Annotated in this window: 16 protein-coding genes and 1 riboswitch; of the genes, 4 read left to right on the top strand and 12 right to left on the bottom strand. The window is 39.7% G+C overall.

Annotated features, from left to right (window positions below; all coding sequences use genetic code 11):
• Nucleotides 1–46: 46 nt before the first annotated feature.
• Nucleotides 47–844 (bottom strand): SDR family oxidoreductase, encoded by a 798-nt coding sequence (locus PQ477_RS11975; protein ID WP_274271970.1) that lies wholly within the window; start codon nucleotides 842–844, stop codon nucleotides 47–49.
• Nucleotides 845–863: 19 nt separating this feature from the next.
• Complete coding sequence (locus tag PQ477_RS11970) at nucleotides 864–1,433, bottom strand: hypothetical protein (protein ID WP_274271969.1); 570 nt, start codon at nucleotides 1,431–1,433, stop codon at nucleotides 864–866.
• Nucleotides 1,434–1,549: 116 nt separating this feature from the next.
• Between PQ477_RS11970 and PQ477_RS11965 the strand changes: the two genes are divergently transcribed.
• The 3 genes from PQ477_RS11965 to PQ477_RS11955 are packed head-to-tail and all read left to right on the top strand — an operon-like array spanning nucleotide 1,550 to nucleotide 3,364.
• Nucleotides 1,550–2,257, top strand: a complete 708-nt coding sequence (locus tag PQ477_RS11965; protein WP_060704917.1) for a tubby C-terminal domain-like protein — start codon at nucleotides 1,550–1,552, stop codon at nucleotides 2,255–2,257.
• A gap of 13 nt (nucleotides 2,258–2,270) precedes the next feature.
• Nucleotides 2,271–2,735 (top strand): HIT family protein, encoded by a 465-nt coding sequence (locus PQ477_RS11960; RefSeq protein WP_274271968.1) that lies wholly within the window; start codon nucleotides 2,271–2,273, stop codon nucleotides 2,733–2,735.
• 14 nt (nucleotides 2,736–2,749) lie between these two features.
• The gene (locus PQ477_RS11955) at nucleotides 2,750–3,364 is read left to right on the top strand and encodes a class I SAM-dependent methyltransferase (RefSeq protein ID WP_274271967.1); all 615 of its coding nucleotides are present in this window, start codon (nucleotides 2,750–2,752) and stop codon (nucleotides 3,362–3,364) included.
• Between the two features lie 198 nt (nucleotides 3,365–3,562).
• Here the strand turns inward: PQ477_RS11955 and PQ477_RS11950 are convergent, their stop codons facing one another.
• A complete protein-coding gene (locus tag PQ477_RS11950; RefSeq protein WP_274271966.1) occupies nucleotides 3,563–4,828 on the bottom strand; it encodes an acetylornithine deacetylase in 1,266 nt (421 codons plus the stop codon).
• 63 nt (nucleotides 4,829–4,891) lie between these two features.
• A riboswitch (TPP riboswitch) is annotated at nucleotides 4,892–4,994 on the bottom strand.
• Nucleotides 4,995–5,293: 299 nt separating this feature from the next.
• Here PQ477_RS11950 and PQ477_RS11945 point away from each other — a divergent pair.
• Nucleotides 5,294–6,658: an FAD-dependent oxidoreductase gene (locus tag PQ477_RS11945; RefSeq protein ID WP_060704920.1), complete on the top strand. Its 1,365-nt coding sequence runs from the start codon at nucleotides 5,294–5,296 to the stop codon at nucleotides 6,656–6,658.
• Between the two features lie 184 nt (nucleotides 6,659–6,842).
• Here the strand turns inward: PQ477_RS11945 and PQ477_RS11940 are convergent, their stop codons facing one another.
• The 9 genes from PQ477_RS11940 to PQ477_RS11900 form a co-directional block, all read right to left on the bottom strand.
• A complete protein-coding gene (locus PQ477_RS11940; protein ID WP_274271965.1) occupies nucleotides 6,843–8,765 on the bottom strand; it encodes an endonuclease MutS2 in 1,923 nt (640 codons plus the stop codon).
• Nucleotides 8,766–9,127: 362 nt separating this feature from the next.
• Nucleotides 9,128–9,817: a response regulator transcription factor gene (locus PQ477_RS11935; RefSeq protein ID WP_274271964.1), complete on the bottom strand. Its 690-nt coding sequence runs from the start codon at nucleotides 9,815–9,817 to the stop codon at nucleotides 9,128–9,130.
• Between the two features lie 141 nt (nucleotides 9,818–9,958).
• The gene (locus PQ477_RS11930) at nucleotides 9,959–11,077 is read right to left on the bottom strand and encodes a sensor histidine kinase (protein WP_052008189.1); all 1,119 of its coding nucleotides are present in this window, start codon (nucleotides 11,075–11,077) and stop codon (nucleotides 9,959–9,961) included.
• A gap of 147 nt (nucleotides 11,078–11,224) precedes the next feature.
• Nucleotides 11,225–12,085, bottom strand: coding sequence for a D-alanyl-D-alanine carboxypeptidase family protein (locus PQ477_RS11925; RefSeq protein ID WP_274271963.1), 861 nt, complete (start codon nucleotides 12,083–12,085; stop codon nucleotides 11,225–11,227).
• A gap of 398 nt (nucleotides 12,086–12,483) precedes the next feature.
• Nucleotides 12,484–12,921 (bottom strand): hypothetical protein, encoded by a 438-nt coding sequence (locus tag PQ477_RS11920; RefSeq protein WP_144558196.1) that lies wholly within the window; start codon nucleotides 12,919–12,921, stop codon nucleotides 12,484–12,486.
• Between the two features lie 182 nt (nucleotides 12,922–13,103).
• Nucleotides 13,104–13,940 carry a metal ABC transporter permease gene (locus PQ477_RS11915; RefSeq protein WP_060704923.1) on the bottom strand — a complete coding sequence of 279 codons (837 nt, stop codon included), beginning with the start codon at nucleotides 13,938–13,940 and terminating at the stop codon, nucleotides 13,104–13,106.
• Nucleotides 13,877–14,593: a metal ABC transporter ATP-binding protein gene (locus PQ477_RS11910; protein ID WP_035397136.1), complete on the bottom strand. Its 717-nt coding sequence runs from the start codon at nucleotides 14,591–14,593 to the stop codon at nucleotides 13,877–13,879. Before PQ477_RS11910 ends, PQ477_RS11915 begins: the two co-directional genes overlap by 64 nt.
• Nucleotides 14,594–14,764: 171 nt before the next feature.
• Nucleotides 14,765–16,315 (bottom strand): metal ABC transporter solute-binding protein, Zn/Mn family, encoded by a 1,551-nt coding sequence (locus PQ477_RS11905; RefSeq protein WP_274271962.1) that lies wholly within the window; start codon nucleotides 16,313–16,315, stop codon nucleotides 14,765–14,767.
• 63 nt (nucleotides 16,316–16,378) lie between these two features.
• Nucleotides 16,379–17,365 (bottom strand): ZinT family metal-binding protein, encoded by a 987-nt coding sequence (locus PQ477_RS11900; RefSeq protein WP_035397133.1) that lies wholly within the window; start codon nucleotides 17,363–17,365, stop codon nucleotides 16,379–16,381.
• Nucleotides 17,366–17,596: the final 231 nt, after the last annotated feature.

Raw genomic sequence — 17,596 nt, 5'->3', positions numbered from 1 at the left:
TTATAATCGATTAGATGTGCAACCATTCGAAATTTTTTCTACATTTTCATCCTCTACGAAAGCCGCCTTCTGAATTAATAATTTGACCGGTAATCCAGTTGGCTTCATCTGTTAATAACCACGCAATGAGTCGTGCTGGATCATCATTTTCACCCATACGCCCAAATGGAAATTTTGGCTTTAATGCCTGCCAAAGTTCGGCCGTCATATAACCTGTATCAACAGGGCCTGGGTTGACTGTGTTTACTGTAATGTTGTAATCGGCTAATTCATCGGCAATGGTCTCAGTTATCCCGGCAATGGCACCTTTTGCAGATCCGTACGCAATTTCGCCGCGCAGGGGACCTAGCTCTTGTCCAGACGTCATAAAGATCACTTTTCCCCGCCCCGTCTCCGGTTTAAACTGCTTTGTAAAATGCTTGGCAAGCAACAAACTAGATTGGGTGTTGACCACGTAATGACGAGAAAGGGATTCACTATTTATCGCCATTAAAGAACCATCACTCCCACTCATGGCATGATTACATACGAGTGCATCAACATGTGCATGCTCGATCTTCTCGAAAAGTTGTGCAGGGGCTTTCGCTTCCTCAAAATTTGCTGAAAACTCCGTTAGCGTCGCATCTTCTGTCAACTGTTCTTTTATCCCATCTAAAACAGCCTCTAATGAATCGGCTCCCCAGTCTTGCTCTTTGTCGTGAATGCGGTAATGCTGGATGACAATGGATGCACCGTAAGCAGCACATTGCCTAGCAATGGCATATCCGATCCCTTTTCTACGACTAACCCCTGTTATCAACACGGTTTTATTCTGCAATGGCAACGTTTCTCGCTTAAATGGCATTCGATTGTTCTCCTTTTGTTCAAGCTTTTACGATCCACTCAAAAGTTGTCAGCGGTGTTTTTTTGCTCCATTCTTTTTCCTCTACTACAATCGTTACCTCTTCTTGTATCGCAGGGCTAACAACAAACCGATAGCCTTGCATCGCATCCCCACCACTTCCCTCTGTCATTTGGGCTCTGTATGGCTTTGACCCTTTTACGTTGATTGTAAAAATCCTCGTCCGCTCATGAAAATTGACCTTCTCTGGACGACAGACCATTTGCAGTAGTAACACTGTTGCATTTTGATAGGTTTGCAACGCTGGTATGCTATAAAGGATGTCGTCCTCTTCATGTAACAACGATTGAGGAATGGTGTTTACATAGCCCTTAGGTTGAATCATTGGCCTATACTCTTCCTCGTTAGCGGCGACATGAAAAATACTCGCAATCATTTCCTTTTCAAGTTGATAGGTTTGTGCCCATTCTTCCATTTGATCCATAGGCGGACAGCCTGGATTATTGTTTGTCATCACCTTACGTTTGTGTAGCAAAGCGCAAATCTCTTCATCTATCTCTTTGACTCGTTTCTCCTCATATTCATCATGCATTCCATCATCCCTCCTACTTTAGTATAACATTCACTATTCGTAATGTTATCATTTACCTGTCTTTTTTATGTATACTGGTAAGAAGCATTCCTCAGCCTAGGAGGGCACCATTTATTATGAATATTCTTTACGTATTTTTCCTTGTAGGTGTAGTCGCTATTCCAATTCGCTTCGCTTTCACTGGGAAGCTTGAGTGGCTCCAAGTTTTCGCCACAGGATTCTTTCTGTTTGTTGCCTTCCTATTAACCTTGTTTCTTCGGTGGCAAGGCAGAAAAGATCAAGACTATGTCCCACATCACAATAAAGCTGTCTTTTCTGTTCGATTGTTTGATCGCGTATCAACGAATAAAAAGCCGCTTTTCTTTCAAGGCGAAAGAATTGGATATGTCGAACGATCGTACAAAAAGAAATGGCACCGGCTCCTCGAATCACTTGCTCGTGGACAAGGTAGTCACCACCTCCAACTTCATTTTTCATTTGAAAACGGCACGTATCTGTCTTTCCAACAACATGATAAACGAAAAGAATGGCTTATTTACCAAAATAATACCAAGGTAGGAACTGCTCAGCTTGACTCAGCTCTATCTGCTTTGAGGAATGGAAAGAGTTGGATGTTTGTTCAACAGAATGACAGCACATTTCAATTGACAACCGAGCTTATTGGTCAGGAATTGCGCATCACCTGTAACGATTTTCTAATCGGAACCGGCAAACATGTTAGTCGTTATCAATATGAACTGTCGCTCTCTTCAAAAGGAAATAAGGAAGAACACTATTTCTTGTTAGCCGTTTATGTTGCCTTTCATTTCATTCATCGTAAATAAAGGAGATGACACTATGAATCATTGGAAACAAAATCGCATTAGAGCAGCACAACAACACCAAAATCCGATGGTGATGGCACGAATGCGCACTGGATTTGCGGTAATAGGTGACACGCAGTTCCTCCCCGGCTATTGCGTTCTATTACCAGATGAAGAATACCCTTCTCTTGAAGCGTTGCCGTATCAAAAAAGAAGTGATTATCTACTAGATATGAGTTTGATTGGTGATGCTATTCTTCATGTATGTAAGCCAATTCGAGTAAATTATTCAATCTATGGCAATACAGATGCCTTTTTACATGCTCATATTTTCCCAAGATATAGCTGGGAGCCTGCAGAGCGCATTCCTTATCCAGTTTGGCAATACCCAAAACAGAACTGGACGGATGAGAACGAACAGTTCCAAGAAGACAAACACGGTAGTTTACGAACAAAAATAACGAAGCATTTACATACTTTGATGAAAGACGCTTATTAATAAGGAGCCATGATATGAACACACAACAACAATTAAAAGAAGCCTACAACAAACAAGCGAAATACCGAGATTCTGCTATAACAGATGATTGGAAAACAAATGAAAGAGAAGGGTTTCTACGAGTGTTGCAACGAGAAAAGAAGACAAGTTTACTAGAGATCGGTGCAGGTCCTGGACATGATAGTTTGTATTTTCATCAACATGGGCTCCATACATTTAGTACAGACTTGTCCCCTGAAATGATTGCCATTTGTAAAAGCAAAGGTCTTGAGGCAGCAGAAATGAGCTTTTATCAACTCCAGTTTCCTGATGAACAGTTTGATGCTATCTATGCATTCAATTGCCTGTTACACGTTCCGAAAGCAGAATTAAGTGAGGTGTTAAGTGAATTAAAGAGGGTGATAAAACCAAATGGTCTGTTTTATTTAGGTGTGTATGGCGGGAGAACATCTGAAGGAATATGGGAAGAGGATGTTTATGAGCCTAAACGCTTTTTCTCGTTTTATGAACATGAGCCTCTCCAATCTCTTTTATCCGCCTTTTTTTCCATTGAATCGTTCAACGTAATTCCAAGTAACGTCATTGGTGGAGACTTGGCCTTTCAGTCAATTGTATTACGGAAGGAATAACCTTTCGGGGTAGTCATTCATTTACAGTTGTTGGGGCTTATCCAAACGGGGCTGCCTATAATCTTTGTACAGGTGATCCTATAGAGAAAGAGAAACATATTCAACAAATTGCAGCCGTCCCTAAACCAAGTCACGACCCTATATTTGGAGAGAACGGTCCTTTACTGACATTATGGACATAAAAAAAGTAGCAAATCGCTACTTTTTTTGTGTGTTGCACCAACGTACCATAAAGGATAAAAGGGATTTTGTGTACATAATCAGTTCGTCTATGTCGATTTTTTCATTTACTGCATGGGCGTGTGCTAATTTCCCCGGGCCGTATAGAATCGTTGGTATACCATAAGCCGCCAGCCACCCACCATCTGTCACAGTTGGTGACATATCGACCTTCGGTTGCTCTTTAAAGACCGCTGTATGCGCTTCTGAAATAACTGCAAACCCTTGATGCTTTTTATCAACAGAGAACGCTGGAAACACTTCTCCTCGATCAACAATCATTGACTCTCCACCCCACTCAAATTGTGGTAAATGATCACGTAACCAAACATCTCCTTTTGCTACCGCTAGAAGATGTGTTTCAATTTCTTTTGTTACCTCTTCAATCGACTCATTTGGATAAAAATGAACCGTCATCCATAACCGGCATTCATCCGCGATAAATGCGGGGTGCCTTCCTCCTTCAATCACCGCAGGATTAATGGTGTTTGTCCCTGACGGAAAACCAGGATAAGACTTTGTGACTGCCCAATGTCGCTCTAACTCTTGTAAAGCAGTAATGAGTTTTGCCATTTTCTCAATGGCGCTCGCCCCATTTACACCACCACCGGCGTGAATAAGCTGGCGTCTTGTCCCGTCGTGATGTGTAGTCGGGCTTTTAATCGTAATCCATCCAGTTATGACACCACCCTGACCCTGAATTGAACAGTGACTCGTGTCCGCTACGATGGCATAATCTGCTTTATACCCTCGTTCACAGCATTGCTTTGTCCCTGCTTCTCCTACTTCTTCTCCGATAACCGACTGTAAAATGACGTCCCCTTTTAATTCAATGCCATGATCAGAAGCTAGCTTTAACGCAAACAAACAGGCAGCAAGTCCGCCTTTCATATCTGCAGCCCCACGACCATAAATCGACCGATCCTTTACTTTTGCAGCAAAAGGTGGCATCTCCCATTCTTCATCTTCTTCAACAGCAGCCACATCAACATGTCCATTTAAGATTAAACTTTGAAAGGCCTCCCTGTCTGTTCCTTTTAACGTCCCGACAACATTCGGGTCACCTTCATACACATCCCACTGGTCAATAAACATCCCCATTTCTTTTAAATAATTGGCAATATACGTTTGAATGGCTACTGTATTTCGTGCTGGTGGTGCTGGTGTTTGAAATGAAATTAACGCCTTCACTAGTTCAATAAGCTCATCCTCGCGTAAGTCGACTTGCTCCAATAGTTCCTTCATTTTTTCTCAGCCTCCTTAAATAAAAAACACTTCTTAATGAAAAGAAGTGTTGAACAGACCATACCTATTGCTCAACCACTTCCCTCCGCTAGCATCATCTAGATCAGGTTCATAAGGGTTAAGACTTCATCGTCTCTCTCAGCATGACGCACCCCTAGTGGTAGGTGTATGTAGTTTATTACAGTATTCTCTTCCTCCAGTGTACCAAAACAACAGCTGTTTTCACATCTATTAAACGATCGTATCGAACATACAGGCTATAAATCATTCCACTAAATCATTTCAAACTTTTACTTGCTCACCATTTCACAATATGTTATTCTTACATTGTAAGCAGCTGAAATGAACATCACTTCTATTTGCTCACTTTTTCACAAAGTTAAATTGATGGAGTGAATGTTTCTCTACATCCTGTATAAAAACAATTGCTCAGTGTTTCACAATATATCTTAGGAGGCTATTTCTATGAAAATTATCGTTATTGGTTGTACGCACGCTGGAACACAAACGGTCAAAAATTTGCTCCGTCTTCATCCTGATGCAGACATTACAGTCTACGAACGAAACAACAACGTTTCCTTTCTTTCCTGTGGGATTGCACTAAATGTTGGCGGTGTTGTAAAGAATGCAGAAGACCTATTCTATTCGTCTCCAGAAGAGTTAGAAGCCCTTGGTGCAACGATGCACGTTCATCACAACGTTTTGTCGATTAATCGACAAGCAAAAACCATTGTTGTTGAAAACCTTGAAACAAATGAAACGAAGCAAGATCATTATGACAAACTAGTTTATACCACTGGGTCAACGCCGATTGTCCCACCTATTTCAGGGATTGGGTTAAAACATATTCAGCTTTGCAAAAATTATGCACAAGCACAAGACATTATTAAGAAAGCGGCTCATGCTACTAACATTGCTGTAATCGGGGCTGGTTACATTGGTGTAGAGCTAGTTGAAGCCTTTGAAGCTTACGGAAAGCACGTGACATTTATCGAGGGTTCTGATCGCGTTTTAAACAAGTATTTGGATCGTGAATTTACAGATGAAGTTGAACAAACGTTAACGAATCACGGTATTCAATTGGCACTTAATGAGAAAGTAGAATCATTCGTTGGCGATGATGACGGTTATGTAAAGTCTGTTCAAACAAGCAAGGCTACCCATGATGTTGACCTGGTTATTCTCTGTGTTGGCTTTCGACCTCAAACGGAATTAGTAAAAGACGAACTAGATACGTTATCCAATGGGGCACTACTCGTAAATGACTATATGCAAACGAGTGACCCTTCGATCTTTGCGGCTGGGGACAATTGCTCAGTATTTCACAATGCTGCGCAGCACCATGCCTATATACCACTTGCAACGAACGCAACTAAAATGGGCACACTTGTTGCTTATAATATTATGCAACCCACCATTCGTTACCGTGGTACACAAGGAACATCTGGCTTAAAGCTTTATGACCTTCATATGGCATCAACCGGTCTTACAGAAGATGCAGCGGCAACGTACGGTTTAGATGTTCGCTCTACAACACTTATTGATCATGAGCGACCAACCTTTATGCCAACTGCAACAGAAGTCAGACTTAAGCTTGTGTATGAAAACGAGACAATGCGTCTAATTGGCGGTCAGATTATGAGTAAAAATGACCAGACTCAACTCATGAATACCTTATCTGTCTGTATCCAACAAGGTATGACCGTTGAAGACCTGGCTTTTAGCGATTTCTTCTTTCAACCACACTATAACAAGCCTGTTAACCTTCTTAACACCGTTGCGTTAAAAACATTGGCTGAACAAGATCAGATTCAACTACAAACTCAATAAAAAACAAGACGTAAACAGAAGCATTTAATGCAACTAAAAAAGACGAATGACTCCTATGAACAGCACCCTAACATTGAAGGGAGCCTATCACTATGGTCATTCGTCTTTCGTTTTTTTCTCTTCGTTCTAATTTTGAACATTTCTTGTTGCAGTCTTTCCTCAAGCACATTCAACAGAGTTGGCTTTATTCCTCTAACCAAATACCGTCCATATGCTTGCGGCTCTGGTCATTTTTGACTTTCCGATAGGTTTTGCTTTTAAAGATAATATCAAAGTCATAGTCTTCTGGATACAGCTCTTCCGCTGAAATATGCAATGTCAAGCGCTTATGATTAATCGTTTTCTTGTCATCTTTAACTTGTACGATATAGTTCCCCCTTTCATCAGGGCCTTTATAAACAATTGCGGTTTCATTCGTCGCTTGAATCGTCACATTGTCCCCTTGCTGGAATGCTTTCACGTCAGAAGCGAGGACTTTTTTTTGTTTATTTGCGTGACGATTAAAAATAACTTGCTTGCGAAACGCTTCGCTTTGAAGCGCCTCAGCAGAAAAGCGGTCTTGATAGGAACTCTTTTGTCCATATGAAATTTGATGCGCTTCATCAACAATACTCGGATGTAAGCCTAATTTAAGTGCGATCTCAAAAGCCTGACTTTTACCACTTTCACCTATTAATAACCGATATGTTGGTTGTAAACTTTCTACATCAAATTCCATTGAGCCGTTAATGAAGCCGTCTGTGTCGTCAGCAAAGCTCTTCATTTCGCTATAGTGGGTCGTAGCAAATAAGGTGGAACCTTTTTTATATAACTGGTTTAAAATTGTAATGGCTAAGCCCATTCCTTCATTTGGATCTGTACCAGAGCCAAGTTCGTCAAGCAAGACGAGTGATCGATCATTAGCTTCTCGTAATATCTCTATAATGGAAACCATTCTTGAACTAAACGTGCTTAAATTATCCTCCATACTTTGTCCATCACCAATATCAACAAAAATGGTTTGGAAGATACCAATCTGACTACCCTTTTCAGCAGGAATCAGCAATCCTGCCTGTGCCATTGCAGTTACTAATCCAACGGTTTTCAATGTTACGGTTTTTCCACCTGTATTCGGTCCGGTAATGACTAACGCACGATCAACAGCTCCACCAAAGCTTATCGTCAAAGGAACCGCTTTTCGACCTAAGGCCGGGTGTCTAGCACGTATGAGCTTAATCGTTCGATCGACTGATAAAGAAGGTTTTGTTCCTTCTATTTCCCGACAATATTTTGCTTTAGCAAACAACACATCGTACTCATGCATGACATCCATTGCAATAGAAATGGTCTGTTCTTGTGCTAATAACGCTTCTGTTAGTTCGAATAAAATTCGTTCTACTTCTGCTTCCTCTGCATAGGTGTACAAACTCACCTCTTCTTGAATATCGCTCACTTCAGACGGTTCCATAAACAATGTTGAGCCGGAAGCTGATGTATCAAGGACCGTACCCTTTACTTTATTACGGTATTCTTTTTTTATTGATAGTACGTATCGACCTTGGCGTGTGGAGACCATCTTATCTTGCAAAAAGCTTTTGTATTTCCCTCCATTTACAAGGTGCTCCACTTTATTTTTTAATCGTTCTAAAGCCACTTTCTTCTGACGACGAAGGTAACTTAATTCTTTTGACGCATACTCATCAACTTGACCATTACGAATGGCTGAGGTAAGTTGTTCCTCTAGTTGTGAAAGATCATCAATCGAAAACGCATAGCTACTCACCAATGGCGCAATCTCCTGTTTATCATTCATAAACCGCTTTAACTTGCCGCAATGCTCTAAAAAAGAAATCACCCTTGTAAATTGATCCGCGCGAATAAATAATCCTTTCTTTGCTTGCATAATCATTTGGGCAATATCATCTACAACGTGTATCGGTACACTGCCGCTACGGGTCAGAATACGGATAGCCTCTTCTATTTCAGTCATCCTGTGCTCCATTTGACTTTGATTCAGTAGAGGCTTCATCTGAAGAATCGTTTCACGTGCTCGATTCATCCGCGTATGCTCAGCCATCTCCTTAAGGACATCATTAAACCCTATCGCTTCTAAGGTTTGTTGTTTCATGTGCATTTCCTCCTTTTTTGCTTGTATAAGGAACTGTGCGAACGATTATCCAGAGACGACAAAGAGACCGCTCTGAACACTCGTTCACAGCGGCCTCTTTAAAAAGTACCTACCTATTGTAGGTAGACTTCAAGTAGGACAACTCTTACTAGTAAACGTGTTCTTAACTCCTTGAAATGCCATGACAAAATAAGCGTCACCAGTACGCTGAAAAATCGCATTTCAAGCTATCCAATTCATGGATTAGTTAAGAACCACCAGATACATAAAAGTTGTCTCCTTTATACGTGCAATAGTTAATACACACCTACTATAGATCTTTTCTTATGTGGAAGTCAAGGGACTTCTTTTTTTATTGAGCCTTAAACAGATTCAATTTTGTAGCCGACTCCCCAGACGGTTTGAATGACTTTATACCCTAACGCTTTTTCAAGCTTGTCTCGCAAGTTGCTTATATGCACCATCACAGTGTTATTTGAATCATAGTACTTTTCCTTCCAAACGCTTTGAAAAATGGTCTCTGAGTCAAACACTTGGCCCGCTTGACTAGCAAGGAGATATAGTATATCAAATTCCTTAGAAGTTAATTTCAGTTCATTTCCATGCACTCTAGCTTGATATTTCTTTTTATCAATGGTTAAATCGCCTAACTCAAGGATGCCACCTTCTTTTGGAGCGCCGTGATAGTAGTACGCTCTTCGTACTAACGCCTTCACACGAACAACGAGCTCAAGAATGTTAAAAGGCTTACTAACATAATCATCAGCACCAGTCATAATTCCTGTAATTTTATCCATGTCTTCCGATTTTGCACTAATCATCAGAATAGGTAGGCTATGACTCAGTCTAACGGCTTGGCAAAATTCCAACCCATTCATTTCAGGCATCATTACATCTAAGACGATTAAATCAATAGGATGCTGTTCCAGTTGTTTCATTGCTTCCACACCATTGCTAGCCATTACCGTGTTGAAGCCTTCATTTTTCAAAGAAAAGTTAATGAGATTTGCTATATCTTGGTCGTCGTCTACAATTAAAATCTGTTTAGACAAATTCGCTCACATCCTTTTTGCGGGTTGATGGATATCGTCTACAAGCACTCCCTACGAGTTGACAGGCTAGGTCGTTCGTAAGGGTGCATGCATGTTTGTCCTCTCCATATAGGAGATGTTCCTTCGTCTATGAGAGAATTTTCACGCTTCCTTATGTACAATAGGTAAGGTGATAGAAAATGCCGTTCCTTCTAAATCACTAGTTACACGAATTTCACCCTCGTGTAGCTCGACAATATTCTTTGCAATGGCTAATCCTAATCCAGAACCCCCAGTGTCTTTTGAACGAGATTGATCCACTCGGTAGAATCTTTCAAAGATAAACGGAATCTCAGACTGAGCAATAGGTTCCCCGTAATTTCGAATTTCCATTTCCGTTTCTTTCGTGCCTTGATGAAGAGTAATGTCAATAAACGGTGCGTCAGCTCCATACTTGATTGCATTTCCGATAATGTTTTCAAGTACGCGCGAAAGCTTTTCTCCATCCACATATTGCTTCACTTCCTGATCTGGCAAATCCATTCTAAAGCTTAATTTCGCTTCTTCCATTTGCAAATGAAACTGAGAAGCAATTTGCTTTATCACTTCTTTCAGGTCGATGTAGTCTTTATTTAACATGAGCTTCGGGTTTTTCGTTCGGATGTATTCAAATAAGTCGTTGACCATTGAGTTCATTTGCTTCGTTTTATCATAGGCGATGTCTGTAAAATAGCGTAAGGTTACTTCATCTTTATATTGATCTCTCTCGATTAAATCGAGGTAGCCCATAATAGAAGTAAGAGGTGTTCGTAAGTCATGTGATACATTTGTAATTAATTCTGTTTTCGATTGCTCAGCAATTCTTTCTTCATGCACAGTGTTTTCTAGCCTTTCAATTAATTGATTCACTTGTCTAGCTAATTGACCTAGTTCATGATTCTCTTTTACCTCGATCCGTTGCGAAAGCTCGCCACCTGCCATCTGCCCAAGATCTTTTTCAATCTTCACGAAGTAGTGTATGTACCTGTGTCCAATGAACCATATAGATAAGACGATTCCGACAAAGAATAATACATTTATCAGATTGAATAATTCATAACTATAAAAGTTAAGTGTTGCGTTAAAAGCTGCTGCAATTCGATCAAATACATTTATATAGTAGTTTAAATCTGACACTTGATACGTGAAGTAAAGCCCTGCAATAGCTACGCTTGTAAGAAAACCACTTATAAATAACAACATCACCATTTTAAAAACTAAAGCCACATACCGACTAGTCAACGCCATTTTCCTCCTTTTAGATCCGTTGTGTCCAAGACACCAGCATATTTCATTATAACCTTAATCACGCTCACCATTACGAACGCATTGTTTTTCACTTTATAGAGCATGTAGCGATTCGTACCATACTGCTTGCTACACATGCCATTATCTGTCAAGAGATGCTTCTAAAGGAGGTGTATACGGCTCATCAAAAGCAAGAGATAAGAGCTTCTGTGTTTCTACAAAACGCGCATTATAGTTTTCAGTTCCTAATACAACTGTAATAAACCGCTGTCCATCTCTACTTGCCGTCCCTACGAAGCAATATCCCGCTTCATTGGTATAGCCTGTCTTAAAACCATCCAACCCATCAAAAGCAAGGTCTGGTGTCGTCAACATATGATTGGTTGTATGAACACGTTCACCTGAAAATGTAAGGGTGTGAGATGACTTTGCTGTATCTTGCAGAACCTCAGGAAATTGAGTAATTAACACCTGCGCCAACACAGCAATATCCCGCGCACTCATTTGATTGCTCTTTGTATTTGACTCTGTCAGTCCTGTTGCGTTAACAAACGTGGAATTTGTTAACCCAATTTCTTTCGCTTTTTCGTTCATCTTTTTCACAAACTCTTTTTCACTATCTGCTAAATGTTCAGCTAACGCAACTGTTGCATTATTAGCGGATGGAAGTAGCATCGCCATGTATAAATCATGAACGGGGACGTTATCTCCTTTTGATAGAGAAATGTTCGCACCTTCTTTCGCTGCTGCTTCACCACTTATTTGGACAAGATCATTCCAATCAACGGTACCCTTTTCGATTTCTTCCAATATGAGATACTCTGTCATCATCTTTGATATGCTTGCAACAGGAACAGCTTCATCAATGCCTGAGTCAATTAATAATTTATTCTGATTTACATCTAATAGCAATGTTTTTTCAACTGTAGAAAATAAAAGGCTATAGGTTAGTAAAAATAAGCTAATAGGAATCATTCCAACTGCTACCCATTTTTTCATCATTTCCATCAACTCCTTCTAAAAGAAGTCTACCTACCAAACCATAAGAAGGAGAAAAGAAAACCTTAAGAATCTTAAAGAATGATTGCAAAATAAGCATTCGTACTGCTACTAATGAAAAAAGATGAGAAAATGTACGACCTATTTAATTCGGGGTTTAAATCATGACAGAATGGGAATAGTACTACATACTTACTCTTTAAGCTTGCTCTTCCCCCTGAGCAAGCTTTTTTCTATGGGCTTTACGGTCTCTTTATGATTTTCATTATTGATTCTTCTTCACTAAGTTAAAATGAGATGAGTGAATAAATCAATTTATTATAAGCATGTAAAAAGGCAGCCAAATCGGCTGCCTTTCTCGGGTTAGAACATATATAACGAGAGTCAAAGATTTAGTGATTTTAATACCATTCAATCGAACCTAAACTTTCGATGTAAGCGGTCGCTTCGTTATCCTCAAGTAACGTATAAACACCTGACGGCAATGTCACTCTCGGATCATTAAAATCGATCGAAAAGCTCCCTCCTCCATCAACTTTTACATAGACCAAATAAGAGTCTAGCGCTTTTTGATTTACTACTTGTCTCGTTTCTTGTACATCTAACGCATGTACTTTTTCAAGCAATGTTCCAATATCGTTGGCGTTGCGCAAATAACCTACATGAATGACGTTATCTTTGTAGTGATTAATCTCAATTTGCTCAATCTGGATTTCGTTAAATAGCTCAGCCATTTCTTCACCAATCGTTGTCGGTCCTGGCCCCCTCTCTAAATATTGAGAATAGCCAACAAGAACAATAAAAAAAACGATAAGAACAATAACAACCGTTCGTTTCATCTATAGCACCCTCTTTCAACCTCTTATACGGTCCAATAGATAAACTAGTTTCACCACACTTCTTATTCTTTTACAATGAGAGTCAATAAGAATCCCCTTCAAAAAAACACGTTATACCTGTAAGAAAAGAAAAACCCAAAGAATGAACGCATACAAGTCCATTCTTTAGGTTACGTAACAACTTAACGACGAAGTGAATGACGACTAGATCTAAAAAGCCTTAAAGCTCGCTGAAAAACAATCACGAATCCTAATATTGCTATGAGAATTAACGTGATGGTTGCTCCTGGAGGCGTTCCATATTCATATGAAGTGAACAGACCACTAAGCATTCCTGTTAAAGCAACAGGAATACCTAATAAGATGGTGCTTGAAAAACGTTTACTTAGTCTCATAGAAATCGCAGCTGGTAAAATTAAGATTGCCGACACCAATAGAGCTCCAACGATAGGCATAATAATAGCAATCGTAACTCCTGTTAAGACATTAAACATTATAGACATTGTTTTCACTGGTAGCCCTGCTGTAAAGGCGGTTTCTTCGTCAAAAACCATTACGTACATGGCTTTGCGCAGTAAAGCGTATAGAATTAAAATGATACTTGCCAACGCCACTAACATCCATACTTGTTGTGAACTAATGGTTACAATCGATCCAAACAAAAATTGATTGATGTTCAACGTGGTACCACCTTGATTGAGACTCATTAAAAATAGAGCTAACGCCATTCCAGCAGACATTAAAATTGCAATGGAGACTTCCGAATAACTACGATAAAGCATTCGCAAATACTCTAAAACAATCGCAATGACCATTACCATGAATATATTCGTCCATGTTGGATTAATGCTAAGTAATAAGCCTAATGCGACTCCCGCTAAAGAAACATGAGCAAGTGTATCTGCCATTAGAGATTGCCTTCTTAAAATAAGAAGGAGACCTAATAGTGGTGCAATTAATGAGATGAGAAGTGAGGCTTGGAAAGCTCTTTGCATGAATCCATAGAAAAACATCTCCAAGGTAATCCCTCCTTCCGAACTAACTCAATATGTTTGTTACAATATTTCCTAAGTTCTTCATGATCATGCGAAACCATTAGAATACTTTTACCATGTTTTTCGCAATTGTGCTTAAGCAGTTTATAAAATTCTTCTCTTGATTGACTATCCATTCCCGTAGTTGGTTCATCAAGAATAAATAGATCTGGATCGGTAGCAAAAACACGAGCGATCGATATGCGTTGCTTTTGCCCTCCAGATAACTCTCCTATTTTTTTGTGACGCATCTCCCACATTCCAACTGATTTAAGGGAACGTTCAACTTGGGCTTTATCGTTCTTAGTTAACCTTGTAAACCATTTGCCTCTTTGATATCGACCCGAACTAACTAACTCCCATACTGTACTAGGAAACCCAACATTAAAGGAGGCGACTTGCTGAGGAACATAGCCAACGATTAATTCTTCCCCTAAATGGTTAGTAGGAGATAACGTTACGTTGCCTATCGATGGTTTTAGTAAGCCCAACATATTGCGAATTAACGTGGTTTTCGCAGCACCATTCTCTCCAGTAAGCATAACAAAATCTCCTGGACTTAATTCGAATGAAATGTTGGTTAACACTGGTTCTTTCTCATAATGAAAAGTGAGGTTGTCGACTTTAATATAGACCATGCTTATCTACCTTTCTTTTTTCAGTAACGGCGTACAGAAACACCATTCTAGAATAATGGATTTGCAAAAGAGGAACATCGGTATAAAAAGAGGCAGACGCATTATCCATTTACTGACTCCACGATTGTTTACAAAAGTCCATACACTAGAATGGTTTCGTTTTTCACAAGATTAGTAGATACTTATTTGCAATGACTCTAAATTGTGTCGCATCGCTTCAATGTAACCTAAGTCATTTTCGAGTAATTCCTCTGATAACACTTCTAAGTCATAAAGTACAGCCGTATCTGTTCCTGTTTCAGTCGCTACGGTTTGCGCAATTGCAGAGCTAGCTCCTTGTTGATAATAAATAACTGGCACACCATGATCTTGTACTAAGTCAGCAATTTCTGACATACGGGAAGGGCTCGGCTCAACTTCAGTAGATAATCCCCCTATGGCAATTTGATCTAAATTGTAGCGTTCGGCAAGATAACCAAATGCTTGATGCTGTACAACAAAAACACGATTTTCAGCCCCTTCCAAGGTGGAGCGATAATCTTCATCCAAGCTTTTCAGCTCCTCAATAAACGCCTCTGCATTTTCCTCATAAACATTCTGACCATCAGGATCAGCTTCAATCAATGCGTCACGAATGACAAGAACTTGATCTTGGGCTAACACTGGATCAAGCCAAATGTGTGGATCCAAATCATCGTGATCATCAATTAATACAGAAACAGGTTGTGATTCTATATAAGCATTGTCTTCCTCATCATAGAGAACAGCTTTCACTTCAAAACTTTCCCCAGTTGTCTTATATTCGAAATGATCGGTATCTTGGTCTTGTACAGCTTCCCAATCCTGACTTTCTTCTTCCCTAATAAACCATTTCCACTTATCAAAACTTGTGTTTTTATGCACGTCTGCTACTAATGTAACCACATCTCCAGTATGATAATGATCTGCTAAACCGATAATATCAATCTCTTCGCTCGAATTTACCTGCTCATTATCTTCTTCACTATGGTCGTGATTGTGGTCCTCGTGGTTTGAATCGTCATTTTCATGATTATCAATACGAATCTCTTCCGGTTGCGATTCAGCATACACATTGTGGTTATTATCATAGATTACTGCTTTTACTTCAAAACTCTCCTCAGGCGCATCAAGATTTAGAGTTTCTGCATATTGACCCGACAAAGCAGTCCATTCCTCATCAGGAGACTCTCGTTGATACCAGTGCCAGTGATCCAAGTTTACATCCTCAGAAAGAGTGGCCGTGATTTCAATCGTGTCTCCTGTGTGATAGTGATCTGCTATGCCGTTCATCGTCACCTCGGCCTCTTCGGACTCTTCGTGATGTTGCTCTCCGTAATCAAGCCCATCTGCTGCACGAGCAACGATTAGATCATCATTTTCTATCGCATTAAATAAACGATTAACCCAGAATTCCATTTCCTCACTGCTATAAACAAACACATCTGTTTCGTTCATGGTTGCAACATCTTGAGCACTTGGTTCATAATGATGCGCATCTTGTCCTTCTGATACCATTAATTGAACGTTCGCACGGTCACCAGCCACTTGTTTTGTAAACTCATACATTGGCAAAAAAGAGGCTACTACTGAAATTCGAGAATCGTCACTAGTGTTGTTTTGACCGTCTTGCGATTGACAACCGGAGAGAACCGCTATTGCTGCGCAACTTGCCAGTATCGGTCGATATACTTTTTTATTCATCCCTGCTACTCCTTTTAAACAAAAATAGGAAGAAAAGCGAAACGCTTTTCTTCTCAAAGATTATTAGTGCGCTAGTTGATCACGTACAATGCCATCCGCATCTAATTCAGACGGGTAATACGTTGGCCAATGGGTTACCTCTTCGAAGAGTTCCTCTTTGTCATCTCCCCAATACAAGTGGAAATGACTTGAAGGTGTTGGAAAAATAATGTGATCACTGAATTGAATGTATTGAGGCATCTCGTCATCCCCTTCAGCTAGTTCGTATACAAAACGAACACCACGATTTCCTTTTTCATAAGTTAAAATTTCGTATCCATCATACTCATACTCACCAGAGTATTCTTCATCGTTTTCAAAGAATGTAACGTGGCCATTATCAATAATAATTCTTTCTACATCTGTTTCATATCCAGTTGTATAGTAGTCTTTATACTCTTCTGCAGTCATACTTCCTTCTTCTGCTTTATGTTCAAAGACTTCATCTAAATCACCGCTCACAAGATACGGATAAACGGATTGCCAATCGCCATCCCAATCTGATAATTCTCTATCTTGAACTTGCTCATCATCAAAATAGCCTTGATAAATTTGTCGACTCTCCTCGTCATGACCGTGGTGGTCGTCAATTACAATGGTTACAGCTTCTGATTCTGCGTACACATTGTGATCATCGTCATAGAGAGTTGCTTTAATCTCTAAGCCATCAGTAGCTGCTTCATCGCTAAATGTTTCAGATTGTTGTCCAGACGCTACTTCCCATTCTGTTTGACCAGGTTCTTTTGTATACCAGTGCCAATGGTCATAATCAACATTTTCAGAAGTTGATGCCGTTAATTCGATGGTGTCACCTGTATGATAGTGATGACCTAAACCTTCTATAGCAATCTCTCCTGTTTCATTTGCCTCAGCATCATCAGAAGAATTGTTTGTAGTATCTTCTTGATTGGATCCAGTATTATTTGTTTGTTCAGTTGAATCCTGACAAGCAGCTAAAATTGTACTTAGCGCTAAAACACTAACCAATATGAATGACTTCTTCAACCTCATCACCCTTCCCTTTTTCAATATTAATCGTAATCATTACGTTTTATAGATTATATTGTTGGCATACACTTTGTCAAGATCGTTTTTTAATTTTATTTGTCACTCGATTCATCAATATTTCTTTTGAATGAATTGGATTAAACCGTCTGAAAGCAAGAAGTACCATTTTTTTGAGATGATCGTTCCCTCTAGAACCATTAGCAGACTACTTACCCTGTGGATAGCTAAAAAATA

This window comes from Shouchella hunanensis (genome assembly GCF_028735875.1).
Lineage (GTDB): Bacteria > Bacillota > Bacilli > Bacillales > Bacillaceae_D > Shouchella > Shouchella hunanensis.
Note: the sequence above shows the minus strand (reverse complement) of the source record. Positions and strands in the feature narration are given on the sequence as shown.

Coding starts and splice junctions, on each gene's coding strand:
- PQ477_RS11920 (WP_144558196.1), bottom strand. CDS start 12,921: ATGAAACGAACGGTTGTTATTGTTCTTATCGTTTTTTTTATTGTTCTT.
- PQ477_RS11905 (WP_274271962.1), bottom strand. CDS start 16,315: ATGAATAAAAAAGTATATCGACCGATACTGGCAAGTTGCGCAGCAATA.
- PQ477_RS11965 (WP_060704917.1), top strand. CDS start 1,550: ATGAATATTCTTTACGTATTTTTCCTTGTAGGTGTAGTCGCTATTCCA.
- PQ477_RS11955 (WP_274271967.1), top strand. CDS start 2,750: ATGAACACACAACAACAATTAAAAGAAGCCTACAACAAACAAGCGAAA.
- PQ477_RS11950 (WP_274271966.1), bottom strand. CDS start 4,828: ATGAAGGAACTATTGGAGCAAGTCGACTTACGCGAGGATGAGCTTATT.
- PQ477_RS11970 (WP_274271969.1), bottom strand. CDS start 1,433: ATGCATGATGAATATGAGGAGAAACGAGTCAAAGAGATAGATGAAGAG.
- PQ477_RS11910 (WP_035397136.1), bottom strand. CDS start 14,593: ATGGTCTATATTAAAGTCGACAACCTCACTTTTCATTATGAGAAAGAA.
- PQ477_RS11960 (WP_274271968.1), top strand. CDS start 2,271: ATGAATCATTGGAAACAAAATCGCATTAGAGCAGCACAACAACACCAA.
- PQ477_RS11940 (WP_274271965.1), bottom strand. CDS start 8,765: ATGAAACAACAAACCTTAGAAGCGATAGGGTTTAATGATGTCCTTAAG.
- PQ477_RS11925 (WP_274271963.1), bottom strand. CDS start 12,085: ATGATGAAAAAATGGGTAGCAGTTGGAATGATTCCTATTAGCTTATTT.
- PQ477_RS11900 (WP_035397133.1), bottom strand. CDS start 17,365: ATGAGGTTGAAGAAGTCATTCATATTGGTTAGTGTTTTAGCGCTAAGT.
- PQ477_RS11945 (WP_060704920.1), top strand. CDS start 5,294: ATGAAAATTATCGTTATTGGTTGTACGCACGCTGGAACACAAACGGTC.
- PQ477_RS11975 (WP_274271970.1), bottom strand. CDS start 844: ATGCCATTTAAGCGAGAAACGTTGCCATTGCAGAATAAAACCGTGTTG.